The organism is Spirosoma daeguense (assembly GCF_054776875.1).
Genome location: NZ_BAAHBF010000001.1, coordinates 681,772 through 707,889, shown reverse-complemented (window position 1 = coordinate 707,889; position 26,118 = coordinate 681,772). Strand labels below are relative to the sequence as shown.

Below are 26,118 nucleotides of genomic sequence, written 5' to 3'. Positions count from 1 at the left end.
CTAAACCCTCCGTATTGACGTTCGAACCGGTTCAACTGTTCAATCTTGCACATTTAACTACAGTTGAAAAATGAGAACGTCTTATTATGCGCAGCGCCTGTCGGTGCTGGTTGCTTTACTGGTGATTGGATTGCTGAGCTGCAAGGATGAAAATCCGACGACTGTTGGCGGTGAGACCGATTTGTCTGTCGGCTCAACTTCACTAGGGAACGTAATAGCCGGGGAAAACGGGAAAACGCTTTATTTCTTTGCACCCGACGTAACGGGCGTGTCGAGTTGCTCGGGTAATTGTGTTACGGTTTGGCCCGTGTTTTACAAAGAAAATCCTTCGTTGGGAACGGGTCTGAAAGCCAGTGATTTTGCAACGATTACCCGCTCCGATGGTGCCAAACAAACAACATTTAAAGGCTGGCCGCTCTATTATTATCAGAACGATGCCAAAGCGGGCGATGTAAATGGCGAAAACGTCAATAATGTCTGGTTGGTGGCGAAACCAAATTATACGGTAATGTTGGCGTCGCGCCAGTTGGTTGGTAATGATGGCAAAAATTACACCTTCGATACCAAAGAAGGAGCTGGTAATTCGCTGTTTCTGACCGATAGTATTGGTCGGACACTCTACGCCTTCGCCAGCGATAAAAAGAATAAAAACAATTATACAAAAGCCGATTTGAGCAATAACGCTACGTGGCCAATTTTCGAAACATCGGCTACGATTGGTGAGATTCCATCGGTGCTGAAACGGTCGGATTTTGCGACAATTACAGCCGTTGGTAAAACGCAACTTACCTATAAAGGCTGGCCGCTGTACTTTTTCGGGCCGGACGAAAATAAACGAGGTAATACGAAAGGAGTAAGTGTGCCAAGGCCTGGTGTTTGGCCAGTCGTGAACAGCACAACGGTCGAAGCAACAAATTAAAAGACTGGGTTAAATTTCGATTCTGTTGATGTAAAGGGCTTATTTTTAATTTAATAGAATCTGTTTTGCCTGCCGGCACGTAACCCATAATAAAGATTCGCTTGTCCAACGCACCGAACATAACTGCTTTATCCGACTTGCTGGCTGGTTGCTTACGTAACCAGCGGCAAAGTCAGGAATTGCTTTACCGGCAATTCTACGGATACGCTATGAGTGTTTGCCTGCGGTATGCGCCTACCCGTGAGAGTGCGTTAGAAGTGCTCAATGATGGTTTTCTGAAAGTGTTTACCCGACTCGATCAATATAATCCGGCACAACCATTTAAAGGCTGGCTCCGGCGTATTATGATCAATGCGGCTGTTGATCACTACCGGCAGGAAGTAAAGCATTATCATCAGGAAAACGTTGATTATGTGGAAAACACAGCCGCAACTGAAACGGCTGATGCCTTTAGCCAACTGGCTCATGAAGATTTGCTGGCGTTGGTTCAACGGCTATCGCCCGCCTATCGACTTGTATTTAACTTGTATGTTTTGGATGGATTCACGCACGAAGAAATTGCCAGCCAACTTGGTATTTCAATAGGCGCGTCGAAATCAAATCTGGCCCGGGCGCGGGAAAATCTACGCTTACTATTGAAGCAAATAAACTACGACGAGTATGTCAGAGCTAACCGATGACCAATTGGATGAGCTCTTCAGAAAGTCGGCTGAAGAGTTCGATCCTCCGTTCGATCCGGCTGCGTGGCAGGATATGAAAGCCCGGCTGGATACAACCGACCATACAATGCCTGCCGGGGCTTTTCTGTGGAAGAAATTGCTACGTTGGGGGTTGCCTGTTGTGCTGCTTTTGCTGCTAACGGGAGGAGGATGGTTTGTGTATCGCAAGACAACCAATGCCAAACGTAACGCTCTGTCATCGAGAGTCGTCAGCCAACAGCCCGAAGGGAATACAGCAGCTAAAGGGTCGCATCCACTCGAGTCGTCCCGATTGGCCGATACTGAGCAATTGAAAGAATCACTGGACAGTTCAACGGAGCTACAAACCAGCGAAGCGCAGCCATCGATTAATCGGGAAGAATCGAGGACAGAAACTGTTATCCTAGAAAAGCCAGTTGCGAACGTAGCATTGCGAGTGCCCAAAGCACACGCTTCGGAAACACATACTGCAACGAAATCGGGTTTACATGCGTATAAGTTGACAGATAAGCCTGATAAGATAAGTCACGAACCACGTAACGTAGCAACAGCGGCTGGTAATACTAAGAAAGTAACTTCAGGGCGATCAGGAACACAAACAACCAGTTTATTGGTGCAACAGCAAGGGAGAGAAGTTCGCCGTCGACGGAGCAACTCATTCCGTGGAATAAATAACGTAGCGAACGTTTCATTGGTACTCAACGATCAATCAGGGATTAGAAGGGACTTCGACAACGTAGCACTACGTAACGAAATGCCACGTAGTGCTACGTTGTCTGAATCAATAGACGCAGTTTCTGACGCACCCCAAATTTTGGTTTTCGACAGAATGGCGAGCAGACCGCCACGTTGGGCTGAACCATTGACGTTTACTGGACGTGCGGTTGAGGTTCAGCCCGATACAACAGCTCGCAAATCAGTGCCAAATGTTCCGGTTCAGCGCGGTTTAAGCGTTCGGTTTGTTGTAGCACCCGATTTGAGTGGGGTAGGGTTAAAAAACTTCTCTCGCCCTGGAACAAACGTAGGGTTAATGCTGGAGTATAGACTGGCATCGCGCTGGAGCTTTCAGGCAGGTGTTATCCAGAGCACGAAAGTGTATAAGGCTTCACCCAGTGAATATGGCTATCTGCCAGATTATTTACAAAAATACAAATCAAATTTGGCTGGCGTAGATGGGCGATGCAGCATGTTCGATATACCGATCAATATACGTTACGATGTTGTCATGAAACCACGTGAAAACGGTACTCAACCCACTCGTTGGTTCATAAGCAGCGGATTAACCAGTTATATTATGAATCGGGAAGATTACGCCTATACGTATTACCACTATTATTCAACTAACATTCCAAGTCAAAGTGCCAGCACGGGTGGCTATGGCCTTAGCCATTTGAACTTATCAGTTGGCTATGAACGTGCTTTGAGCCGACGGTTATCGTGGCAGGTTGAGCCATTTATGAAAGCGCCACTTAAGGGAGTGGGTTACTTTAAAATCAATTTGTTGAGTACGGGGGCATTTTTTTCAATTCGATATAAACTATAACCCCAAAAATTGTACAATCTGGGCCGCATTGGCCGTTAATTCGTGTAACTACATAAATCTACTATACTTATGAAAAGCAATCCAACGACCGAAAACATGAAGCGCGGAGAATTTCTGCGGAGCCTAGGAATGAGTAGTGCAGCACTAATGGCGTTCTATTGTATGGGAACAGGCCTGACAGCCTGCTCAAAAAGTAGCACTACTGATCCTACACCTGCTCCGAACCCAACCGGAGGTGGTTTTACGGGCAACGCCGATACGTCTAAAGGGGCTATCAGTTTTACATTAGACTTGACAAACGCTACGTATAGCAAACTCAAAACGGCCGGTCAGTATGCTATTGTAGGTAGCCTGATTGTCGCAAAAGTAAAAAGTGGATCAATTGTAGCCCTTTCGAAAACTTGCACCCATGAAGGTCGAGAATTGCAGTATCGTGCCACACAGGATGATTTTTATTGTAGCCCATCAGTAGGAGGGCATGGTTCTGAGTTTAGCCCGACGGGGATGGTGGAAGTGGCGGCACAATCAGGCCAGGGTGCACTGACTGCCTACAAAACCTCTCTGAGTACCGATGGAAATACCCTAACGGTAACAGCTTAAGTTTCACCAACCTCACTGATCTGATGAAGTACGTCTTATTGATATCGCTTTTATGGTTTTGTATAAGTTCTCTTCAGGCGCAGGATTCAACTGCTGTGCGTCGGGATACGTCTCGCACGCCAGCAGCGGAGCCAGCCTCATCAGCCGATGACCTATTAGCGGGTTTGTCGGACTCGACCGAGACACAGGAACTGCTCCCGCATAAAATGATATTCACGCAACGAGCATTCTGGGGCCCAAAAGGGTTGTTACGTTCCATGAAAGTAGCACCTCTTACAGCCGAAGGACGGGCAAAGGAGCTTAAAGTGAGACGTACCATGTTGGGTATGCACCAGATTGGCGGCTTCGTTACGTTAGCCGGGTTTATTGCACAGGGACTACTTGGGGCAAAACTTTACAACGCTTTAGGGCAGGAGTACGTCGATACTAAAAAATGGCACGAACGTACGGCTACCTATATCAATATTGCCTATGGTACTACGTTGGCTTTATCGCTCACCGCGCCACCGCCGGTTGTAGGAGCGCGTAAGGGCTTTACAACCATTAAGTTGCACAAATATCTGGCTATAGTTCATTTAACCGGTATGGTTGCTACCAATGTGCTGGCGAATATGATTCAGGATAATCCGGAATTGAAGCCGTATCACCGGGCAGCGGCCTATACTACGTTTGGCGCTTACGCAGCTTCGATTGTTACGTTAACGTTTTAAGCTATGAAAAACTATTTGATTGTAAGTGGCTTGTTGGTAACCACATTGGTTTTCTATGCCTTTTCGGCGCCAATGGCAAAGCGAAAAGTGATGGCCGATAAAGCACAGTCGACTGTTACGTATGCCGCCAAACACCCGCTTCATAGTTGGGAAGGCATTAGTAAAGAGGTAAACTGTGCTATGATCTATAACGATGAATCGAAACAGCCAGAAAGCATAGCCGTTTCGATGAAAGTTTCGTCGTTCGATAGCGATAATAACAACCGCGATTCTCATGCGATGGAAGTGCTCGATGGTATCAAATATCCGAACGTAACGTTTTCCAGCTCAGACGTAAAAGCTGAGGATAATAAACTGGTCGCGAAAGGTACACTAACATTTCATGGCGTTCCGAAGCCGGTAACGTTACAGGCAAACCGTAAAGATGAAAACGGAAAAATGATTCTGACCGGCGAATTTCCGGTTAGTATGAGCGATTATAAAATTGAACGTCCGTCGTTGATGGGGATGAAAACTGAAGATGGCATGATGCTTCGGTTTAATCTAGTGTTCACTTTATAAGAATCACGCCCAGGCTTTTCTTGAAGCAATAAACTCCATAAACGTTCGATTTCTGCCCCGTGCTAAACCAGTACGGGGCTTGTTTTTATATAGGTATTTCGCTCGTAAAATATAGGTTTTCCTTGATTTTAAAATAGTTATACATAGCCGACCTTTGTTGCGTTCTCCTAAAAACCAATATACAGCAATGGATTATTTAGGCACTACGTCTACCGCAAAACGAAGTGGTCGGCTACTGGTACTGACCTTAGGAATCGGGCATGGCTTTTCCGACGCTGCGGCTGGTTACTTGATTGGTAGTCTATCACATTCTTCCGATTCGCTTCAACTGGGTATGGCAGTTCTGCTGTATAATGCGCTGGCGTTTGGGGGGCAGTTACCTGTGGGAATATGGCTTGATCGCACTAGTAAATATAAGCAATGGTCGATACTATCTGTATTGGGTATGGTAACGGCGTTGGGTCTTTTGCTATGTCATTACGTATGGGCGGCTGTTGTGCTGGCTGGAGTTAGCTCGGCGATTTTCCACGTAGCAGGAGGTGCTGTTACGTTGCTCAGTTTTCCACAACAGACTCGCTTTGTTGGTGTATTTTCGGCATTTGGTGTGGTAGGACTTGCCCTCGGTGGATGGTCGGGAACGATGCAGTTGTCAGAAGCCAGTTATCTATTAATGAGTGGGTTACTATTCATTGGGCTGTTGCTACGTAACGCTACTTTTCCAAATGGTCGTGTACAAATTACTTCTACTGAAAAACCACAGTTAGATCATCACGACTACGTAATGATTCTGCTTCTGACGGCTATTGCACTACGTTCGGCCGTCTGGAATATCATTCAATTGCTTTATGCCGAACAATACGACTGGTTGCTATACGTAGCACTGGCAGCTATGGCGGGTAAACTACTTGGTGGCTGGCTGACAGATCGAATTTCCTGGCGAATTTATTCGCTGATTGCGCTGGCTATTGCGATTCCTTCGCTGAGTTGGGGTTATCGTAGGTTGTTCTGGCTCCTTCTCGGAACGGGTCTGATTCAGTCATTAACGCCCATTAGTGTGGTGGCTTTTCAACGAATTTTTCCCAACGTACCGGCAACAGTCAGTGGTGCTACGTTCGGACTGGCCATTGCATTAGGTGGAGTTATCTCGTTTTTGCCGCTTAATTCCTACTTGTCCTTATTTACTCAATTGATTCTTTTAGGACTATTAACCTGGGGGTTATATGCTGCATCTCTATTGACTAAAAATGATCTCTTGGTGCATAATAAGTGACTGAATTCGAGTTGATTAAATTCTTAAAATTATTTGTGCTATGAAAAAATACGCTTTTGTTGCTTTATTCTTTAGTGTCGGCTTCTCGGCCTTCGCCGACGTAGTGAACAGCCAGCCAACGGGATTGCCAATGCTGGATAGTGTGCTGGTTATCGGCGTCGTTGCTGTAGCGATTCTCTTGCTTATTCGCCGACTTCGTAAGCAACGTAACAGTTAAGTAAACTTCCTGAAATCGACTTTTCTGCTGCACTTATGAAAACCAAACGATTCGTTTTACTGGGTCTGATACTGGCTAACGTAGTGGCTTGTGCATGGGCTGATGTTATTCCGAATGGTCAACGTAGTGTTAGTTACTGCTTTCGACTGGCGAACATAAACCAGTACCCGGAGTATGTATTTATCGTCTACTATCCGTTTCCGACCCCTAACTATTCAGTTATCAAACCTAGTGATTGCGCCCATTTTTATCACCTCAGCCGACCCGTTATTTGCGCCATTACCAAAGACCACTTTTGCGAAGATAGCCTCAGGATGTATCAGCAGGCAAGAGACAGAAATGACAGGAATAAACTTCAGCATTATTTTGAGTCAAATGCTAGTATGATTCGGTCAAATGTGAAAATAAGAGCAGTATCGACGCGGTCGAAAACTGACCCGGTTAAGGCAATTGAGGACGTATTGACCATTAAAAAAGTGTCGGCTACTACGTTACAGATTACCTACGACAACGTAGTATATACCTACGATGATGGCACAACCGAGAAAAGACCCTATATACAACAAGATATACGTCCGGCTCCAACTATGAAGCCCAGAGCAGCGTCATCAAAAGCTTCGATTGTGGGCGAAGAGTGGCTAGTTGTTGGTGGTTTATCGATTATCGGACTTTTGAGCACCTTGTTTATTCGTAACCGAACACGTTGATGTGGATTTACCTCGTAAAAACCTGGCTAGTTGAAATTCCGTTGTTGTATCTGTTCTTTCGAAAAACAGATACGCTTATTAATATCCTCTTTCTGGGTGTATTAATCAGCGCATCGACCTGGCCTTTTCTGGTATATTATCTGGGCACCGTTGGCGGTAACATTTTTTTACTCGAAGGAATTGTAGTGCTGGTCGAGAGTTTTTGGGTCCGCTCGTTGTGGAAAACGAATTGGGCGTATAGTCTAGAGATCGGCTTTACCTGCAATGCTATCAGTTTCGGCCTCGGCTGGCTGGGGCTGATTTGAACTAACTACCAGATTACGCTTCAACCCGCGTCGGGCAAGAAGACCACTGATAATAATAAGCACCGAGCCTAGAAAAAATGGGGCTCCCGGTAAATAGACCGGCGCTTTGGGCGAGGTAAAGTAGGCAAACAAATTACCCATAATGAATGGCCCAGCAATAGATGTAACACTATTCAGGCTCGTTAAAGCACCCTGTAACTCGCCCTGTTCGTTAGCCGGAACCTGATTGGAGATAATGCCCTGAATGGATGGCCCTGCAATGCCACCTAGTGCATAAATAAACATAAAGGCAAACATCATCCAGCTTTGATTCGCCAGTCCGAACAGCAGAAACCCAAGTGCGCTGAACATCATACCCACATACACTGACCGCTGCTGTCCTAATTTTGGAATAAGTACGCGGCTCAAACCGCCTTGTACCAACGCAAACGCTACGCCAATGGTAGCTAGTGAAAAGCCTACCGTTGTTTCATTCCACTTAAATTTCTCGATGGTATAGAACGTCCACGTACCCTGCACGGCGAATCCGGCAATATAAATCAGCACCAGCGATGCCACCAATCCCAGAATAACGGGGTATTTGCCCAAGCGTAACAACGACCCAAGCGGATTGGCGCGTTTCCAATCGAACGGACGGCGATGGTCAGGAGAAAGGGATTCGGGTAGGATGAGTAAGCCGTAAAGGAAATTAAGTAGTGTAAGGCCAGCCGCTACAAAAAACGGTACCCGTGGACCATATTGCCCCAAAAGTCCGCCAATGGCTGGCCCCAGAATGAATCCTACGCCAAAAGCAGCACCAACTAAACCAAAGTTTTGCGCACGTTTTTCTGGAGGGCTAATGTCAGCAATATAGGCTGTTGCCGTGGTGAAACTGGCACCGGTTATCCCGGCAAGAATCCGGCCTAGAAATAGCCAGCCAATTGTGGGCGCAAAGCCCTGAAACAGATAGTCGATCCCAAAACCAAATAACGAAAACAACAGCACTGGCCGACGTCCGTAGCGATCACTCAAACCGCCTAAAACGGGAGCGAAGATGAATTGCATCAACGCATAAGCGGGTGTTAATAAAGCTGCCCAGCTAGCTGCCTGACTGATGTTACCGTCGATAAGCTGCTCCAGAAGCTTCGGAAAAACCGGAATAATAATTCCCAGCCCCGTTACGTCGATGAGCAACGTAATGAAAATAAAGATAAGCGCCGGGGCAGTACGTTTTTTTTTCATGAGTAAAAAGGAGTGAGGAGCGAGGAGTGAGGAGGGCTGACGCATTTTTTTGCGTAGCATTCTCGCTTCTCACTTCTCACTCCTCACTCCAAAATCATTACGCGTATGTATTCAACATCACAGGCATTACCAGCATCAGGATGTCTTCGTTTTCTTCTTTATCGGCCGGAATCAGCAGACCAGCGCGGTTTGGAGCCGACATTTCCAGTGAAATCATTTTAGCGCTGAGGTTACTCAATACTTCTGATAGAAGCTTGCCGTTAAAGCCAATTTCCATAGGCTCGCCATCGTACTCACAAAGCAGCTTTTCGTTAGCTTCGTTGGAATAATCCAGATCTTCGGCCGAAATCGTTAGCGAGTTGGCTTTCAGCGACAGACGAATCTGGTGCGTAGTGCGGTTGGCGTAAATCATGATCCGCTTCAACGAATTAAGCAGATCGCTACGTCCAATCGTCATTACGTTTGGATTGTTGGTCGGGATCGCGTTTTCATAATCTGGGAAACGCTCATCGATCAGGCGACAGATCAGTTGGGTTGGCCCAAACGTAAACGAGGCATTCGCCTGACTGAATTCTGCCGTAACCGAGACGTTATCAGGAAGTGATGCCTTCAACAACTGCAAGGCTTTCCGGGGAATAATAATCGACGAACTAGCCGAAGAGCCCAGATCAGTACGTCGGTAACGGATAAGCCGGTGTCCATCGGTTGCAACGAACGTAGCATTGTCGCTGGTGAGTTGCAGAAGCACCCCCGTCATAGCCGGACGCAAATCGTCGGTACTAGTCGCGAAAACGGTATTATTAATCGCGCTCAACAGTACGTCCGACGTCATATCGACCGACATATTTTTATTGACGGTGGGCAGTTTTGGAAAGTCAATCGGGTTTTCGCCAGAAAGCTTGAAACGACCATTATCCGTCAGGATTTCGGTACCAAACGTATTCGTATCAATGTTTATCGAAACGGGTTGTTCTGGCAAACTACGTAGTGTATCGAGCAGAAGTTTCGCGGGAATGGCAACAGCTCCATTTTCACTTGATTCAACTGGAATCTGAGTGGTCATGGTTGTTTGCAGGTCCGAGGCCGTAACGGTCAGCGTACCATCCTCAATGCGAAATAGGAAATTTTCAAGAATCGGTACAATCGGATTTGTCGCTACGACACCGTTGATATGTTGAAGATTTTTAAGGAGAACAGACGACGAAACTATGAATTTCATGACTAGGTGTCTAAGGCGTTAGTATTTGAAATATAGGGACAAAAGTAGCAAAAAAAGCCGACAGCCTGTGTATGTTCTTTGAGAACCTTTCGGCCATAAATAGCAGTTGTAAAGAGTGAAAGGGCGAATGAATGAAAGAGCGCAAAATAGCTTGCGTTAGCTGTTCGCACTTTCACTCATTCAATCTTTCGCTCTTTAAATATGGAAGCTGAAATTGTCAATCGTGTAGCCAATAGTGGCCTGATTACCCTCGATCTGGAAGAGTATTATCATGCTGGTGATCGGGTTGTGTATGATCTGAAGGATAACCTCTATATGGGACTGATTCTGAAAGAGAAAGACTTTCGGGCTTTTCTGAAAGAACATGACTGGAGCCAATACACTGGTAAGAACGTAGCGATCACCTGTACCGAAGATGCCATCGTACCAACCTGGGCTTATATGTTGCTCACACTTCAGCTCCAGCCCTATGCCAATAGCATCGTATTTGGTACGTTAACAGATCTGGAAGAGAAGCTTTATTTCGATGCCATCGCCCGGATCAACCCCGACAATTATCGCGACGTTCGGGTGGTGGTGAAAGGTTGCTCGAAAGTGCCCGTTCCGACGGCGGCTTACGTTGAACTGACCCGCGTACTACGTCCGGTTGTGCAAAGTCTGCTTTTTGGTGAGCCCTGTAGTACGGTGCCGCTTTACAAACGCCCGAAAGGATAAACGTTTAGTTAATGTAATACATGTGATGATCACGGATTCGTGCTTCTACGCCTGTAGAAGCACTTTTTTTATGCCTTTTAAACGAGGAAAGAACCAATTGTAGAAGCGAAGTGATTAATATCAGCGACATTCAACATATTTGTTTTTTTCGTTACAATCCCATTGTTTATTGCTCCCTATATGCAACTCGAAATCAAAGACCTTTCTAAAACGTATTCCAACGGCGTTCGGGCCTTAAAAGGCATTACTCTCACTATTCCACAAGGTATGTTTGGCCTGCTTGGGCCAAATGGTGCCGGTAAATCGTCACTCATGCGCACCATTGCTACGTTACAGGAAGCCGATAGCGGAAGCGTCCGCCTGACGGGTTTGCCCGATGGCGATCTGGACGTATTGAACCAGAAAGACGCGCTACGTCGGGTTCTGGGATATCTGCCGCAGGAGTTTGGCGTATATCCGCGCGTAACGGCCGAAGCTATGCTCGATCATATTGCGTCGCTTAAGGGAATTGCCAATAGCCGGGAACGTAACGAACTGGTGCAGGGACTTTTGCAGAAAGTGAATCTATATGAGGTGCGTAAGAAAAATCTGGGTACGTATTCGGGCGGTATGAAACAACGCTTCGGCATTGCACAGGCACTTTTAGGAAATCCGCGACTGATTATCGTTGATGAACCTACGGCTGGCCTTGATCCGGCTGAGCGAAACCGCTTTCATAACCTGCTTTCCGAAATCGGTGAAAACACTATCGTGATTTTATCGACACACATCGTTGAGGACGTAACGAATCTGTGTTCCGACATGGCCATTATCTGTCTGGGCGACGTAGTGGCAACCGGAAATCCGAATGATTTAGTGAAAGACCTGAACGGAAAAATCTGGCAGAAATCTGTCGAGAAATCAGAGATTGATACGTATCGCCAGAAACACCGCATCATTTCTACCCAGTTGAAAGCCGGTAAAACTCGTCTGCACGCCTACAGCGACGAACCTTTGGCTGGTTTTGAACCAGTAGCTCCTGATCTGGAGGATGTGTATTTCGCGAAGATTTCAGAGAAAATGGAATTAACCACTGTGTAACTGTCGATAGCCATGTTTGGAGAAATTTTCAAGTTCGAACTTGCGTATCGTCTTAAACGACCTGCTACGTATCTGTACGCGCTGATTCTGTTTCTGTTTACGTTTCTATTTGTCATCTACGGAAACGGCCCGGCGTCGGAAAAAACGAATGTAAACTCGCCGTATGCAGTCAGCCAGTTTGTAGTTATACTGACCATTTTCGGGATGCTGATCGCATCGGCAATTATGGGCGTGCCGATTTATCGCGATATCGAGCACAATACCAAAAACTACTTTTTCAGCTTTCCAATAACCGAAAAAGGCTACGTTCTGGGCCGATACTGGGGCTCGTTTGTCATACTACTGGGTGTGATGGCGGTGGGTATGCTGGGAATTGTAATCGGTTCGTTGCTAGGGCCCGTTTTCAATCTGGCTAACAATTCAGAACGATTCGGCCCGCTGCGATTTAAAGATTATGCTTACCCGTTTCTGCTGTTTGTGGTACCGAACATGTTTCTGGTTGGCAGTATTTTCTTTGCGCTGGTCGCGTTTTCGAGGCAGGTATTTACAACCTATGCAGGTAGTATTCTGCTGTTCATAGCCTATCTGCTCGGCACAACATTGTCGCAGGATTTAGAGAATAAGCATCTTGTCAATCTGCTTGATCCGTTTGGCTCTTACGCCTATGATGCCGCTACCAAATACTGGTCGCCAGTGGAGCAGAATACGTTGTTGCCAACTTTAGAAGGTGATTTGCTTACCAACCGACTCATCTGGTTTGGCGTTGGCTTAGTTGTGTTCTTGCTGACTGTACTACGTTTCAATTTTACCCGCTTTCTGGCTATTAAGCTGGGCGGCTCGTTACGAAAAAAAGCCAAAGGTGGAGCTGTTGTTGAAAAGGCTCCGGCACTGTCGAGTTTGCCGAGACCAACGCCTTTGTTTCAGACCAGTACGTATGTCCGGCAAATGTTTCGTCAGGCGCGGCTGGAGTTTGGGAATATCGTTCGCGATCCGTATTTCATTGCCATTTTGCTTGGCGCTGTTCTGTTTCTGTTTCTGGATGGCTGGTTTGGTGCACAGATTTATGGAACACCTTCGTTGCCAACCACCTACGCCATGCTGGAGGCACGTAACGGTACCTTCTTTTTATTCGTATTGATCGTCATTATTTTCTATACTGGCGAAGTCGTTCACCGCGACAAAACTGTTCATTACGATACCATTGCCGACGCTCTGCCCGTGCCAGATTGGATGAATTACGGCGCTAAGTTGCTGTCGATGATTTATATCTGTCTCTTGATTTGCACGCTTATCATCGTATCGGGAGTGCTGAACCAGACCGTAAAAGGGTATTTCAACTACGAATTTTCGCTGTACTTACGCGACGTTTACGGTATTGCGTTTACCCAATATTTTCAGTTGGTGATGCTGTCGTTTTTCGTGCATACGATGGTGAATCAGAAGTTTGTGGGGCATATTGTTACGTTGGCGGTGTACATTGTTATTTGGGCAATTCCGCAGTTTGCCGAGTTCAATTACCGGCTGGCTATTCCATTTTCGGGCGGTAGCGTTCAGATTTCCGATATGAACGGGTTTGGGCATTATCTGGCTTCACTGGCGTCGTTCCGGCTTTACTGGTATGCGTTTGGCGGAATTTTATTGCTGCTGGCACTTTGGTTCTGGAATCGGGGTGCCGATACGGGTTTCAAAGCGCGTTGGCAACTGGCTCAGCAACGTATCAGTCGGGGGTCAATGGTACTATTCGCATTGTTGCTGGTTGCGTTTGTGAGTATGGGCGCGTGGATTTATACGAACGTAAGCGTAAAAAATCGCTATTATTCGGCCGACGAACAGCGCGAACTACAGGCCGATTATGAGAAAACTTACCGTAAATACGCCAATATTCTCCAGCCTAAAATCACAAGCGCGAAACTGAACGTCGACGTTTTTCCGGACGAGTTTAAAGCACAGGCCAATGGTACGTTCATGATTGTCAATAAAGGAGATAAATCAATCGATTCGTTGCATCTAAGTCTGCCAACCGACGATTTCCATCGGCAATTAAGGAAGTTCCTGATCAACGGTACGTCGCCAAAACTCGTTCTGAACGACACAAAGTACGGTTACTACATTTACCGATTACCTAAAACCTTAAGCCCCGGCGACTCCGCGCGGATGGAAATAGACGTGATAGGGCAATACGTTGGCTTCTCGAATGCTGGCGATGGTCGGGGCATAGTATCGAATGGGACGTTTTTTAACATCGGTATTTTTCCCAGCTTTGGCTATAATTCTGAAGCCGAGCTTAGCAGCGACAAATACCGTAAAAAATACGGTTTGCCGATTAAGGAATGGTCGTTGCCGAAACAGGATGACAAAAACGGTCTGCGCGATTTTCTCTTCACCGACGATGCCGACTGGGTTACGTTCGAAGGTACTATTTCGACCACTCCCGACCAGACGGCCATTATGCCCGGACAGCTTCTGAAAACCTGGACAGGTACCGGAACCGATGGTAAACCGCGTAAATACTTTCAATACAAACTGCCCGGTTTCTCCGATTACTTTTTTAGCATGTGTTCGGCAAAGTATGGCGTCAAACGAGATACATGGACTGGCCCGAATGGGCAAAAGGTGGCGCTGGAAGTGTATCATCACCCCGGCCACGACCGTAATACTGATCGCTTTCTGGCGAGCATGAAAGCGTCGCTGAGTTATTACACCAAAAATTATGCGCCCTATCCGTACCCGGTGCTACGTGTGCTGGAGTTTCCGCGTTACGCTTCGTTCGCTCAGTCGTTTCCGACCACGGTACCTTATTCGGAAGATTTCGGTTGGATCGGTGATTTCCGTGATCCGAACAAAACCGATTATGCGTACTACGTAACAGCGCACGAAGTAGCGCACCAGTGGTGGGGGCATCAGATTATGCCAAGCCGGACGCGCGGAGCCAATCAGATTTCGGAGACAATGGCTGAGTATTCGGCGCTTATGGTAATGAAGCAGCGATATAGTGTAGACGCCATGCCTAAGTTCTTGAAATACAGTCTTGACAGATATTTAGGCGGGCGGGCCTTCGAAGATAAATTTGAAGCGACAATGATTGATAATGACACCCGCTCGTATGTCTGGTATCAGAAAGGATCGATGCTGATGTATGCATTGCAGGATTACATTGGCGAAGACCGGGTGAATCAGGCCATGAAGGACTACATGAAAGCCGCTCGTTTCCGACAGAATGCCCCTTTCACTACGTCGCTCGAATGGTACGGTTTTCTGAAAGCGGCAACGCCCGATTCGTTGAAAGGCTGGCTGGCGGATAATTTTGAGAAACTAACGCTCTACGACAACCGCATCACCAAAGCCGAAGCCAAGTCGGTGGGCAATGGTCAGTACAAGGTGAAGCTTTACGTTCGGTCGGCTACGGAATATTACGACAAGGCTGGAAAGGAGATTTCGAAAGGTAAAACCCCCGTTATTGTCGATATTGCGGTATTGACCGACGATACTAAAAATAAAGACCGGCTAACCCTTAAAGTGCCGTTGTTTATGCAGAAACGCAGTCTAACTCCCGGCGAACACGTAATAGAAGTAACCGTAAAAGGCAAACCCGTAAAAGCGGGCATCGACCCCTATAACAAACTAATTGACCGCGTTTCTGATGATAACATAGTAAACGTCGATATGCCGTAAACAGAGCCTATACGTCTACATAGTAAAACCGCTCGTTACTGGAAACCGGTAGCGGGCGGTTTGTGTAATAGTAATATTACTACGTATTTTGAACAAAAACTCTGCGAAAAATAAATGCTACGTTCGCTCGAAATCCGCAACTACCGAAATCTGCGTTACCTGACTATTGAAAAGTTAGGTAGAGTGAATTTGCTGGTAGGAAAGAATAATACGGGAAAAACGTCAGTGTTGGAGGCAATGGCTATTTATGCTTCTACATTTAGTGAAGGAGTAACCATAAAATCTCTGTTGCAACGCCGAGGAGAATTTACGTCGATAAATTCTCTGAGAGATAGTGTGAAATCAGACGGAACTAATGCACTCACAGCTATAAGTTCCTTGTTTACAGATTACACGCCTAGCTATTTTTCTTCTAATTATCAGAAATCAGATATTTATGTAGGCGAAAATAGTAAAGAATCTCTGAGGTCATTATTTATTGGGATACGCCAATCTTATCAAATATTAAGAAAAGACGAATCTGGGCGAGAAATAATTGAATACATTATTGCAGAGAAGGAGGAGGATATTGGACCAAGAGAATTCAGGTACGAACTAGTTTTTGACAGAAATCACTCTATTTTAACTAGAGTTTCTCTGGCTGGAGATTCTGTATTTAAAGAAGCGCTTCGTCGAGCTGATGGTGAGCCTGAGTTATTTCAGTATATCGATTCAAGAAATCAAACTCAGCAACCTATTGACTATTTATATGGAAAAATAGCTTTAACTGATAACGAAGAAATAATTGTTGATGCACTAAAAATTATTGAACCTAAAATTGAGCGTTTTAGCCTTATAGAAGAAAATCGCCTAATAATTAGACTTGCTGGTAATAAGATAAGAAATCTTTCAAGTATGGGTGACGGAGTTAGTCGAATATTTTCGATCATTTTGTCTATGGTAAATTGCGAAAAAAGTTACCTTCTCATTGATGAATTTGAAAATGGATTACATTATTCTGTGCAGGAGAAACTTTGGGAGGTTATTTTTTTCTTAGCTGGGAAGCTTAATATTCAGGTTTTTGCTACGACGCATAGTAATGATACAATCAAAGCTTTTGGTGAAGTCGCAAATGCTAATGGTGAGTACAGCGATGCTCAATTAATTCAACTTAGAAATAGTAAAGGGGAAATTTCGGCAGTTCTTTTTAACGCACAGGATGTTGAAATTGCTATGGAAACTGACTATCTCGATTTACGCTAATTTATGCCAGACAAACTTTTATTGGTTGAAGGTAAGTTCGATAGATATTTTATTGAAGAAGTAATTAAGCAAAATCCAGATGCTGTCCCGAAACTTGCAATCGAACCATTCAAAAAAGAGGCTGAAGAAGGCATTACCGCGTTATTAAAAAGCTTACCGATAACGATTAGAGCGATCGTGCCAGAGAACATCCTTGGTGTTGTTGTCGATGCGGATATCCATATGGCTGGCCGTTGGCAACGGATTCGTCAGATTTTAACGGAGGCAGGTTATGAAAATCTCCCTGATAGCTTCCCAAATGGTTTAATTATACCTGCGAATGATGTTTTGCCACGCTTTGGCCTGTGGATTATGCCTGATAATCACGAAGAAGGTATTATTGAGAGCTTTATTCGACAGTTAATTCATGAACATGATAAACTGCAACCTGAAGTTGATTTTGCTCTCAACTCTCTGAAAGCACAAGAATTACAGTTATTTACGGATGTTCACCGCCCTAAAGCTTTTATTCGAACTTGGTTGGCTTGGCAGGAAAAACCTGAAATTTCATTTGGCGTTGCCGTTTCCAAAAGAGTTTTAACAACAGATTCCGAACTCTGCCAACGTTTCGTGAACTGGTTGACTTTATTGTTCAATCCTCAATAACCATGCTCGATTTCCGCCTGAATGTTTTTTATACCGTTGCCAAACGACTGAGCTTTACGAAAGCGGCTGCCGAACTGTTTGTAACACAACCTGCCGTAACGAAACACATTCAGGAACTGGAGCATCATTTTGGTACTGCACTTTTTGATCGTCGGGGTAACCAGATTAGTCTAACAGTGGCTGGTAATACGTTGCTACGTCACGCCGAAACCATAATGGGGACGTATCGCCAGCTTGAGTTCGATATGAATGCGCTTAAAGGGGAGTCGCGTGGTGCGTTGCGGGTGGGGGCGAGTTCAACCGTAGCGCAGTACGTGATTCCACCCGTTTTGGCGCGGTTTCATGAGCAGTCGGCCGACGTATCGATTTCGTTACTGAGTGGTAATACCGAACAGATTGAACAGCAATTGCTAAACAATGATATTGATTTAGGATTGGTTGAAGGCCGAACACATCACAGCGATATCCGGTATACGTCGTTTGTGAAAGATGAATTGGTACTCATCTGCCGCGCCGATCATCCACTCGCTGGGCGGGATGAGATTACGCTGGATGAATTAAAAACCGTTCCAATCGTGCTCCGTGAACGAGGGTCGGGTTCGCTGGAAGTCGTTGAACACGCGCTACGTGGTGTAGGTCTTCGACTTACTGAACTTACTATCGAAATGCAGTTGGGTAGTACGGAAAGTATTAAATCATATCTGAGCAGCTCGCGCTGTATGGCGTTTGTGTCGGTTTTTGCCGTACAACATGAACTACAGGCGGGCAGTCTGAAAATACTCGATGTGCAGGGACTAACTATAGAGCGAGATTTTTATTCGATTCAGTTACAGGGTGTTCGCGAAGGATTAGCTGATACGTTCATGCGCTTCGCCCGACAACATTATAAACAGCAGGGGGCGTAGGCCGGAGAGTTGATACCCCACACGCTACCTCGTGCACCCGTAGTCAGATTGCGGTTAGCCGCTTCGTTTTTCGTATTTTTATCGTTCAGAAATCAAATCATCATGCAAACGTCTGCTGTCATTACGTTATGGGTTGGTTTAGCACTAACCTCTTTATCGGTTCAGGCACAAAACCGCCCAGCCAAATCCAATAAACCCACCGTTCAACTCCCCGAATTTTCGATTCCCCAGATTGAAGTAGAAAGTCATATCCGTTTTTTAGCTTCCGACGAATTGCAGGGCCGCCGAACGGGTGAGCCCGGCAACTGGACTGCCGCTCGTTATATCGCTGAACAATTTCGACTGCTTGGCTTGAAACCGGCCGTTACAACCGACGGGAAAACCGATTACTTTCAATACGTAGCACTAGAGAAAGTGAAAGCGGCTACGGCTGCTACGTTGTTGGTTGGTAAAGACACGTTGAAATTAGGCAAAGAACTGGTCGTAATGGCGGGTGCTCCCACCGACGTATCGGGCGAAGTTATTTACGTTGGTTATGGCCTGAACGATGCCGAAGACGGCTACAATGGGCGTGATGTGAAAGGACGTATCGTTATTGCGCAGGGCGGTTCGCCGGAAGCAAAAGGGCCGGGCGAAATTTTTCGGGCATCGGCAGAAAAACGTAAACTGGCTACCGAAAAAGGCGCGGCTGCACTGATCGAACTTTACAGCGAATCAATTCCTTGGGGACTGGTGAATCAGTATTTTACCCGCGAACAGGTGTCGCTGGTGCCGGGAAACGGACGTAACAAACCTGTTACGCATCTCTGGCTCAACAATGCCAACAACCAGTACAAGCAATTAAAAGAAGCTGGCCAAACCATTACGTTACGTACCTCAGGCCGACCCACTACGTCGATAACGTCGGCCAACGTAGCGGGTATTATTGAAGGTACTGACCCAAAACTGAAAGATGAATACGTAGTGCTTTCGGCCCATTTCGACCACGTAGGCGTTGGCAAGCAGGGTGGTAGCGCATATCAGCCTTCCGACAGTATTTTTAATGGTGCACGCGACAATGCAATCGGTACGGTAGCCGTGCTGGAAGCCGCTAAAGTTCTATCGATTCAGAAACCGAAACGTTCGGTGCTGGTTCTGGCGCTGACGGGTGAGGAAGTGGGTCTGCTGGGCAGTCGTTATTATGCCGAACATCCGTTGATTCCATTAAAGCAAACCATTTTTGACCTCAATACCGATGGGGCTGGCTATAGCGATACAACGCTTATATCGGTTATTGGCTTGGATCGTACGGGTGCCAGAGCCGAAATTGAAGCGGGAGCCAAAGCATTTGGCCTAAGTGTATTGGCCGACCCTGCGCCCGAACAAGGCCTGTTCGACCGGTCCGATAATGTCAACTTTGCGGCTAAAGGTATTCCGGCACCAGATTTTGCACCGGGCTTCAAAACGTTCGATGCTGAAATCGCTAAATACTACCATCAGGCCGCTGATAATCCTGAAACGTTGAATTTCAGCTATGTACGGCGATTCTGCCAGGCTTATGCGCACACGGCCCGTCTAGTCGCCAATCGGGCTACTCGCCCACAGTGGTCGGCTGGCGATAAATACGAAGCGGCTGGAAAAGCTCTATACGGACAGCAGTAAAGTTTCTTGAATCGTGCTTTTATCAAAATAGACAACCGATCAACCGCAATACAAACCGTCTGAACGTGTCGGCAAACTAAATCGGTTTCTCCGGCGTTTACTGACTATCAACAATACTTTGATATGCTACTCAAATATCTGTTTATCATCACGCTGATTATTTTGTTTGTACCACCCGTGCGTCGATTTGTGTTTTACATGCTGGTTGGTCGGCAATTGGTAAAAGATCAAAAACGTAACGGCGACGTTCGTTCAGGGAGTCGGGAAGGCGAAATTCGGGTAGATAATCGCCCGCAAAATGGTGGCAATACACGCTATAAGGGTGGTGAGTATGTTGATTATGAGGAAGTCAAATAGATTTTTCTGAGCTATATAGTAAAAAGGGCCGTCTGACAGACGGCCCTTTTTAATTCTGGGTGGTTTCGACTTCCCGCTTATATTTTACGGCTAATCCAGTCATTACGTAGCCGTTATCACTCATCGACGTGTAATATTTATATTTCACGGCAATCAGCGCATCGGCACCTATTTTTTTCGCTTGTGTGGTAAGCCGGGCCAGCATCAGCTCTTTCTGTTGCGCATCATTTCCACGGCTGAGCATACGCTGGTTCTCTTTGTCTAACTGCCGACTATCGAGTGCTACGTCTCCTTTTACTTCCAGATCCTGAAGCGGCTCAAACGGGCGGTCGGGACGTTGATTGTCATAAAATACCTCAACCGGGTAATTTCGATGATTCCGAAGGTAAACTACAGGTTGAAAACAGCTCTGTAAGCTACCTGCAACTATTAGAGCCAGGATAACTATTTTTTTATAATTCATTGGTCAGCCTTCATCGTTAGTAGATCAGCCACTACTTTGGGGTAATGCTCGTGTTCAAGAACCTGTACGCTACGTGCTACGTCGTCGGGCGTATCAGTGGGAGATACCGGACAAGTTGCCTGAAAAATAACCTGCCCTTCGTCGTAACGCTCGTTCACGTAGTGAATGGTAATGCCGGATTCTGTTTCGCCAGCCGCTACAACGGCTTCATGAACGTAGTGCCCATACATTCCTTTGCCACCAAATTTTGGCAAAAGTGCCGGATGAATATTGACAATTTTATTCGGAAACGCACGTACCAGTTCGGTGGGCATTAGCCACATAAATCCGGCCAGCACAATCAAATCAACGTTTTGATTCAAAAGAAGTTGTGTAATCTGATTTGTGTCGTAAAAAGTTGTTCGGTCGAACAGCAGAACTGGGATGTGCAACCGGCGGGCCCGTTCGATAACACCCGCCTTCGGATTATTCGATAGAATAAGTGCTACGTCGACTTCAGCGTTTTCAGAAAAATAAGCCGCGATTTTTTCCGCATTTGAACCAGAACCCGAAGCAAACAGAACGATACGTTTCAAGGCCAGAATAATAAATAATGGATAATGAAGAATGTGCAATAAGCATTGCTCGTGTAAAATTATCCATTATTCATTATCCATTGTTCTTTCGCATCGCGATACTGGACTTTTGCCTATTTTTGTGGATACTCGCCTGAATACGATGCTGGCAACCAACAAACTCACATTCGAATATAGTTCTGCGAAACAGTTCACGTTTCCCGACGTTCGCTGCGACAACCGCGAAGCACTTCTGATTTTAGGAAGCTCTGGCAGAGGAAAAACGACTTTTCTGCATTTACTGGCCTTGCTGCTGAAACCCAAAAGCGGTTCCGTGATCATTGATCAGACCGATCTGACAAAACTCAGCGTGGCCGAAACAGCCGCTTTTCGGGCCAAACACGTTGGTATTATTTATCAGAAACCACACTTTGTCAGCTCGCTGTCAGTACTTGATAATTTGTTGATGGCGAATTATTTAGCGGGTAAACCACAGGATAAAAGCCGGGCTAGTGAACTGGCTGGGCAATTAGGTTTTGGTGATCATCTCAACAAGAAAACAAACCAGCTTAGTCAGGGTGAGCAGCAGCGGGTGAGTATTGCCCGTGCGGTGATGAATCAGCCCGGCGTTATTCTGGCCGATGAACCAACGTCGAGCCTCGACGATGAAAATACAACCCGTGTCGTGAAACTTCTTCGCGAACAGTCGGAGCAAATTGGCGCCAGCCTGATTGTGGTTACCCACGACCAACGGTTGAAAGACGTATTTCAGAATCGGGTCGAATTATAACGTAACACTCATCAAACAATTATGCGCAGACTTCTGCTCCTCTTTATACTGCTACCCGTACTGACCGTAGCACAGAATCGGAAGAAAAAGGATTATCTGGTTACGCTCAACACCGATTTCGGGCCAATGCGACTGGTGCTGTACGACCAGACACCAAAACATAAGGAAAACTTTATCAAGCTCGTCGGTCAGAAATACTACGACAGCCTCCTTTTTCATCGTATTATTCCCTTATTTATGGTGCAGGGTGGTGATCCGAAATCGAAAAATGCGAAAGACGGTGAGCCGCTTGGCAATGGGGATATAGGTTATAAAGTACCCGCTGAAATTACGCCTACGCTTTTCCATAAGAAAGGCTCTTTGGCCGCTGCCCGCGATAACAATCCGGAAAAAGCGTCGAGTGGTTGCCAGTTTTATATTGTGCAGGGACGAACCTGGTCCGATAGTGAATTGCAAACCCAGATTGACCGGGCTAAAGCCAGAGGTGCTGGCGAACGTGTATTTACGGAGGAGCAAAAGCAGACCTATAAAACGCTGGGCGGAGCGCCACACCTGGATGGGAGTTATACCGTTTTTGGCGAGGTAATTGATGGTCTTGCCATTGTCGATAGCATTGCCAAACAGCCACGTAACGAAATGGACCGGCCCTTGAAAAATGTTCGGATGAGCATGACCGGCGATTGGATTAAGAAAAAGAAAATCACGAAACAATATAAGTATCAGTATTCAAAGTGAGGAGCGCGTATTAGGAGCCATCCGGTTTTCGTTTTTATTAGCAAATCTCCTAATACTCACTCCTCACTCCTAATACTCACTTACTTCTCGCTTATGAAAAAACGCATCCTTATTACAGGTGCCAATGGGTTATTGGGGCAAAAACTGGTTCACCTGCTCACTAAACAATCGAATGTAGAGCTAATCGCTACGGCGCGTGGTGAAAACCGTCTGCCTTATACCGAAGGATACTCGTATCGGTCGATGGATATTACCAATAAACAACAGGTGCTGGACATAATAGGCGAGGTGAATCCTGACGTAGTTATCCACGGTGCCGCTATGACCGATGTAGATAAGTGTGAACTTCAGAAGGAAACCTGCTGGGCACAGAATGTTTACGCGGTTGAATACATCGTTGAAGCCTGCCGAAATACGAATGCCTTTATGGTACACGTATCAACCGACTTTATTTTCGACGGCACGGCTGGTCCTTATGACGAAACTGCCGAACCTAATCCAATCAGCTTTTATGGCTGGAGCAAACAGGCGGGCGAAGCAGCAGTACAGCATTCCGATATAAAATGGGCCATTGCTCGCACGATGCTCGTTTACGGTATTGCACATGACATGAGCCGGAGCAATATTATTCTGTGGGTGAAAAAATCGCTCGAAGACGGCAAGAATATTAAAGTCGTTACCGACCAATGGCGTAGCCCAACGCTGGCCGAAGATCTGGCGGTTGGTTGCTATCTGATTGCCGACAAAGAAGCCAAAGGTATTTTCAATATATCAGGGAAAGAAGTGTTGACACCTTACGAAATGGCGATCAAAACGGCGGACTATTTTAGCCTTGACAAGTCGCTTATTGCGCAGGCCGATGCGTCGAACTTTACGCAGGTTGCCCGTCGCCCTCCGCGTACAGGATTCATTCTCGACAAATCTCGCACCGTGCTGGGTTACGATCCGCATACGTTCGATGAAGGAATTGCCGTGCTGGCAAGTCAGCTTAAGCCGCAGACGGTATGAGTCAGGTGAAAATTTACGGCGTGCGTGAACAGTTATTACCAATTCGGGAGCAACTTTCAGACGTGATCCATTCCTGCGTTGTTGATGCGCTTCAATTTCCAGCGAACAAACGCGCGCACCGTTTTTTCTACCTCGATTCTGATGATTTTTTCCGGCCTGCCACGGCTTCTGAACGCTACGTTATTCTGGAGTTTATCATGATGGAGGGACGTAGCGTTGACACGAAGAAAAAGCTGATTCACCTTTTATATGAACGTATTGGTGCCGCGCTGAATCTGGCTGTAACCGATCTTGAGATTTGTATTCTGGAGAGCCCGGCCCATAATTGGGGTTTTCGGGGCATGACGGGTGACGAAATTACGCTGAACTACAAAATCAACGTCTGATACGTATGATTCTGCATCTGAAAGTAAAACCCGGTAGCAAAATCGACCGCTTGTTTTACGATGCTTCCGGTTTGCTCAATGCGAAAATCAAAGCGCCAGCGCAGGATGGCAAAGCGAATGCGTATCTGGTTGATTTTCTGGCAAAACAACTGGGAATTCCTAAATCGAACGTAACGATTGTAGCGGGTTTTACCAATCCGCACAAACGTATTGAAATCGACGTAGCACTGGAAAGCTACGAGCAGTTTATTAAAAAGCTAGAAAATGAAACGGCCTGAGAATCTCAGGCCGTTTCATTTTATTTCACCAGATCACGTAGAGCGGTTTCGTCGCGAAAGCCAATTTCGCGGGCCTTTAGCTTGCCATCCCGGAATACCAAAATTGTTGGTAGTTCATCGACCTGATACGCTTGTAGAAGTGGTTTTTCTGTGTCGGCATTCAATTTCACAATCGTAACCTTTCCGGCTAATTCAGTCGAAAGTTTTTCAATAACAGGTGCCATTTTCTTGCAGGGAACGCACCACGAAGCATATACATCGACAAGCACTACCGGTTGCGCCTTGATTAACTGATCGAAGCGAGTAGTAGTCCATTGGGGCTGGTCTTTCGACGGGGTTACACCTTCGACGGGCATCATTCGTGACGACCATTTCAGGTAACCGCCTTTCAAATCGCGCACATCGGTATAACCTAATTCTGTTAACTTGTCGAAAGCTCGTTTGCTACGTCCTCCCGATAAACAATAAACATATACAGGCTTTGTTTTGTCGAGTTGGCCAAGCGCCCGACTAAAATCGTCCCGTTGCGAATTGATGTTTACCGCACCGGGTAAATGGCCTTCGGCAAACTCGGTAGGCGTTCTTACATCAATTAATTGTGCTTGCGGATTTTGCTTCAACAACGTAGCAAACGTATCGACCGAAACGGTTTGCGCACGTACCAACTGACAAAGAAATAAGAGAGGCAGAATGTATTTCATACAGATTGATTTATTAGCCAATAGGAACAAAACGAGCACTTCTACAGTAAAAGTGCTCGTTTTTATAAGGATTCAGACTATATAAGCCGGATTAGTTTTCTAAATGGAGATTACTAAACCGCATCTACTGGTTCTTCTACTTTTGTTGCGGCTTCCCGACGGGGTATGTAATGCCGGAAAAAGCTGCTGATTTTCATTTGCAACACGCCAAAAACAGCTTCTTTGAAAATCTTCGACGACATTTTCGAGACGCCTTTCGTACGGTCGGTGAAAATAATAGGTACTTCACGGATGCGGAAACCGTATTTCCAGCACGTAAATTTCATCTCAATCTGAAACGCGTAGCCGACAAACCGAATCGGATTGTGCAGAATAATTTCCAGTACTTCGGCCCGGTAGCAGACAAAACCTGCTGTTGGGTCCATTACGGGCATACCGGTCACAAACCGGACGTAGACACCCGCGAAATACGACATCAGCACGCGCCCCATTGGCCAGTTCACTACGTTGACGCCCCGTATGTAGCGCGAGCCAACTGCTACGTCGGCACGATCGGGGCCTGTGTTGGCGCAGGCGTTATAGAGTTTTATAAGGTCTTCAGGATTGTGCGAAAAATCGGCGTCCATTTCGAACAGATACTGATACCCGCGCGACAATGCCCATTTGAAACCGTCGATATAGGCCGTTCCTAAACCGAGTTTACCACGTCGTTCGAGGAGGTGAAGCCGACAAAACGAACCCAACGGCGGAAATTCAGTTTGTAAATCGCGAACGCGCTGCGCCGTTCCGTCGGGCGAGCCGTCGTCGACAATGAGAACATCAAAAGGTTCAGGCAAACTAAAAACCTTTCGAATAATCGCTTCGATATTCTCAATTTCGTTGTAGGTCGGAATAACGACTAAGCGCTCTTTCACTGGCTAATGAGTAAGTTTTGGGGAGTTATTCATACAACACAGAATTACTCCTTTTTTGTACAA

At 46.2% G+C, this 26,118-nt stretch carries 29 protein-coding genes; 23 read left to right on the top strand and 6 right to left on the bottom strand.

The features are described from left to right. Window positions 1–70 precede the first annotated feature (70 nt). From ACYVD4_RS02635 to ACYVD4_RS02590, 10 genes are all read left to right on the top strand, one after another. Window positions 71–919, top strand: coding sequence for a hypothetical protein (locus ACYVD4_RS02635; RefSeq protein WP_460942109.1), 849 nt, complete (start codon window positions 71–73; stop codon window positions 917–919). A gap of 101 nt (window positions 920–1,020) precedes the next feature. Continuing rightward, window positions 1,021–1,599: an RNA polymerase sigma factor gene (locus ACYVD4_RS02630; protein WP_460942107.1), complete on the top strand. Its 579-nt coding sequence runs from the start codon at window positions 1,021–1,023 to the stop codon at window positions 1,597–1,599. Beyond that, on the top strand, window positions 1,580–3,160 hold the full coding sequence (locus tag ACYVD4_RS02625; RefSeq protein WP_460942105.1) for a porin family protein: 1,581 nt from the start codon (window positions 1,580–1,582) through the stop codon (window positions 3,158–3,160). The genes ACYVD4_RS02630 and ACYVD4_RS02625 overlap by 20 nt, the downstream gene beginning before the upstream one ends. Window positions 3,161–3,229: 69 nt before the next feature. Continuing rightward, window positions 3,230–3,760, top strand: coding sequence for a QcrA and Rieske domain-containing protein (locus tag ACYVD4_RS02620; RefSeq protein ID WP_460942103.1), 531 nt, complete (start codon window positions 3,230–3,232; stop codon window positions 3,758–3,760). Window positions 3,761–3,783: 23 nt separating this feature from the next. Next, window positions 3,784–4,470 (top strand): hypothetical protein, encoded by a 687-nt coding sequence (locus tag ACYVD4_RS02615; RefSeq protein ID WP_460942101.1) that lies wholly within the window; start codon window positions 3,784–3,786, stop codon window positions 4,468–4,470. 3 nt (window positions 4,471–4,473) lie between these two features. Then, a complete protein-coding gene (locus ACYVD4_RS02610; RefSeq protein WP_460942099.1) occupies window positions 4,474–5,031 on the top strand; it encodes a YceI family protein in 558 nt (185 codons plus the stop codon). A 187-nt stretch (window positions 5,032–5,218) separates the two neighbouring features. Further along, the gene (locus ACYVD4_RS02605; RefSeq protein ID WP_460942097.1) at window positions 5,219–6,301 is read left to right on the top strand and encodes an MFS transporter; all 1,083 of its coding nucleotides are present in this window, start codon (window positions 5,219–5,221) and stop codon (window positions 6,299–6,301) included. A gap of 40 nt (window positions 6,302–6,341) precedes the next feature. Beyond that, entirely contained in the window at window positions 6,342–6,518 is a 177-nt protein-coding gene (locus ACYVD4_RS02600) for a hypothetical protein (protein WP_460942095.1), read from the top strand. Window positions 6,519–6,553: 35 nt separating this feature from the next. Continuing rightward, on the top strand, window positions 6,554–7,225 hold the full coding sequence (locus tag ACYVD4_RS02595; RefSeq protein ID WP_460942093.1) for a hypothetical protein: 672 nt from the start codon (window positions 6,554–6,556) through the stop codon (window positions 7,223–7,225). Then, the gene (locus ACYVD4_RS02590; RefSeq protein ID WP_460942091.1) at window positions 7,225–7,530 is read left to right on the top strand and encodes a hypothetical protein; all 306 of its coding nucleotides are present in this window, start codon (window positions 7,225–7,227) and stop codon (window positions 7,528–7,530) included. The genes ACYVD4_RS02595 and ACYVD4_RS02590 overlap by 1 nt, the downstream gene beginning before the upstream one ends. On the opposite strand, the gene ACYVD4_RS02585 is transcribed toward ACYVD4_RS02590, so the two are convergent. Both ACYVD4_RS02585 and dnaN read right to left on the bottom strand, forming a co-directional pair. Continuing rightward, a complete protein-coding gene (locus ACYVD4_RS02585) occupies window positions 7,468–8,751 on the bottom strand; it encodes a TCR/Tet family MFS transporter (protein WP_460942089.1) in 1,284 nt (427 codons plus the stop codon). The two genes, ACYVD4_RS02590 and ACYVD4_RS02585, sit on opposite strands and share 63 nt — an antisense overlap. A 97-nt stretch (window positions 8,752–8,848) precedes the next feature. Further along, window positions 8,849–9,970 carry a DNA polymerase III subunit beta gene (dnaN, locus tag ACYVD4_RS02580; protein WP_460942087.1) on the bottom strand — a complete coding sequence of 374 codons (1,122 nt, stop codon included), beginning with the start codon at window positions 9,968–9,970 and terminating at the stop codon, window positions 8,849–8,851. Window positions 9,971–10,171: 201 nt separating this feature from the next. On the opposite strand from dnaN, the gene ACYVD4_RS02575 reads away from it, so the two are divergent. The 8 genes from ACYVD4_RS02575 (at window position 10,172) to ACYVD4_RS02540 (ending at window position 20,226) form a co-directional block, all read left to right on the top strand. Beyond that, window positions 10,172–10,684, top strand: coding sequence for a DUF2480 family protein (locus tag ACYVD4_RS02575; RefSeq protein WP_460942085.1), 513 nt, complete (start codon window positions 10,172–10,174; stop codon window positions 10,682–10,684). A gap of 180 nt (window positions 10,685–10,864) precedes the next feature. Next, window positions 10,865–11,764 (top strand): ABC transporter ATP-binding protein, encoded by a 900-nt coding sequence (locus ACYVD4_RS02570; protein WP_460942083.1) that lies wholly within the window; start codon window positions 10,865–10,867, stop codon window positions 11,762–11,764. Window positions 11,765–11,776: 12 nt separating this feature from the next. Further along, window positions 11,777–15,436 (top strand): ABC transporter permease/M1 family aminopeptidase, encoded by a 3,660-nt coding sequence (locus ACYVD4_RS02565; RefSeq protein WP_460942081.1) that lies wholly within the window; start codon window positions 11,777–11,779, stop codon window positions 15,434–15,436. Between the two features lie 114 nt (window positions 15,437–15,550). Beyond that, on the top strand, window positions 15,551–16,678 hold the full coding sequence (locus ACYVD4_RS02560; RefSeq protein ID WP_460942079.1) for an AAA family ATPase: 1,128 nt from the start codon (window positions 15,551–15,553) through the stop codon (window positions 16,676–16,678). A gap of 3 nt (window positions 16,679–16,681) precedes the next feature. Further along, entirely contained in the window at window positions 16,682–17,323 is a 642-nt protein-coding gene (locus ACYVD4_RS02555) for a DUF3226 domain-containing protein (RefSeq protein ID WP_460942077.1), read from the top strand. 2 nt (window positions 17,324–17,325) lie between these two features. After that, the gene (locus tag ACYVD4_RS02550; protein WP_460942075.1) at window positions 17,326–18,228 is read left to right on the top strand and encodes a LysR family transcriptional regulator; all 903 of its coding nucleotides are present in this window, start codon (window positions 17,326–17,328) and stop codon (window positions 18,226–18,228) included. A gap of 102 nt (window positions 18,229–18,330) precedes the next feature. Then, a complete protein-coding gene (locus ACYVD4_RS02545) occupies window positions 18,331–19,869 on the top strand; it encodes a M28 family peptidase (protein ID WP_460942073.1) in 1,539 nt (512 codons plus the stop codon). Between the two features lie 123 nt (window positions 19,870–19,992). Next, the gene (locus ACYVD4_RS02540) at window positions 19,993–20,226 is read left to right on the top strand and encodes a DUF4834 domain-containing protein (protein ID WP_460942071.1); all 234 of its coding nucleotides are present in this window, start codon (window positions 19,993–19,995) and stop codon (window positions 20,224–20,226) included. Between the two features lie 49 nt (window positions 20,227–20,275). Here ACYVD4_RS02540 and ACYVD4_RS02535 read toward each other — a convergent pair whose 3' ends face one another. Further along, window positions 20,276–20,689, bottom strand: coding sequence for a hypothetical protein (locus ACYVD4_RS02535; protein ID WP_460942069.1), 414 nt, complete (start codon window positions 20,687–20,689; stop codon window positions 20,276–20,278). Beyond that, window positions 20,686–21,264, bottom strand: coding sequence for a phosphoribosylglycinamide formyltransferase (purN, locus tag ACYVD4_RS02530; RefSeq protein ID WP_460942980.1), 579 nt, complete (start codon window positions 21,262–21,264; stop codon window positions 20,686–20,688). The genes ACYVD4_RS02535 and purN overlap by 4 nt, the downstream gene beginning before the upstream one ends. A gap of 142 nt (window positions 21,265–21,406) precedes the next feature. Between purN and ACYVD4_RS02525 the strand changes: the two genes are divergently transcribed. From ACYVD4_RS02525 to ACYVD4_RS02505, 5 genes are all read left to right on the top strand, one after another. Then, window positions 21,407–22,033 carry an ABC transporter ATP-binding protein gene (locus tag ACYVD4_RS02525; protein ID WP_460942978.1) on the top strand — a complete coding sequence of 209 codons (627 nt, stop codon included), beginning with the start codon at window positions 21,407–21,409 and terminating at the stop codon, window positions 22,031–22,033. A gap of 21 nt (window positions 22,034–22,054) precedes the next feature. Beyond that, window positions 22,055–22,768 (top strand): peptidylprolyl isomerase, encoded by a 714-nt coding sequence (locus tag ACYVD4_RS02520; protein WP_460942067.1) that lies wholly within the window; start codon window positions 22,055–22,057, stop codon window positions 22,766–22,768. A gap of 93 nt (window positions 22,769–22,861) precedes the next feature. Further along, window positions 22,862–23,776, top strand: a complete 915-nt coding sequence (locus tag ACYVD4_RS02515) for an SDR family oxidoreductase (protein ID WP_460942065.1) — start codon at window positions 22,862–22,864, stop codon at window positions 23,774–23,776. Beyond that, window positions 23,773–24,162, top strand: a complete 390-nt coding sequence (locus ACYVD4_RS02510; RefSeq protein WP_460942063.1) for a tautomerase family protein — start codon at window positions 23,773–23,775, stop codon at window positions 24,160–24,162. Before ACYVD4_RS02515 ends, ACYVD4_RS02510 begins: the two co-directional genes overlap by 4 nt. A gap of 5 nt (window positions 24,163–24,167) precedes the next feature. Continuing rightward, a complete protein-coding gene (locus ACYVD4_RS02505) occupies window positions 24,168–24,440 on the top strand; it encodes a DUF167 domain-containing protein (RefSeq protein WP_460942061.1) in 273 nt (90 codons plus the stop codon). 20 nt (window positions 24,441–24,460) lie between these two features. On the opposite strand, the gene trxA is transcribed toward ACYVD4_RS02505, so the two are convergent. Further along, entirely contained in the window at window positions 24,461–25,141 is a 681-nt protein-coding gene (gene trxA, locus ACYVD4_RS02500; protein ID WP_460942059.1) for a thioredoxin, read from the bottom strand. A gap of 113 nt (window positions 25,142–25,254) precedes the next feature. After that, window positions 25,255–26,055, bottom strand: a complete 801-nt coding sequence (locus ACYVD4_RS02495) for a polyprenol monophosphomannose synthase (RefSeq protein WP_460942057.1) — start codon at window positions 26,053–26,055, stop codon at window positions 25,255–25,257. Window positions 26,056–26,118: the final 63 nt, after the last annotated feature.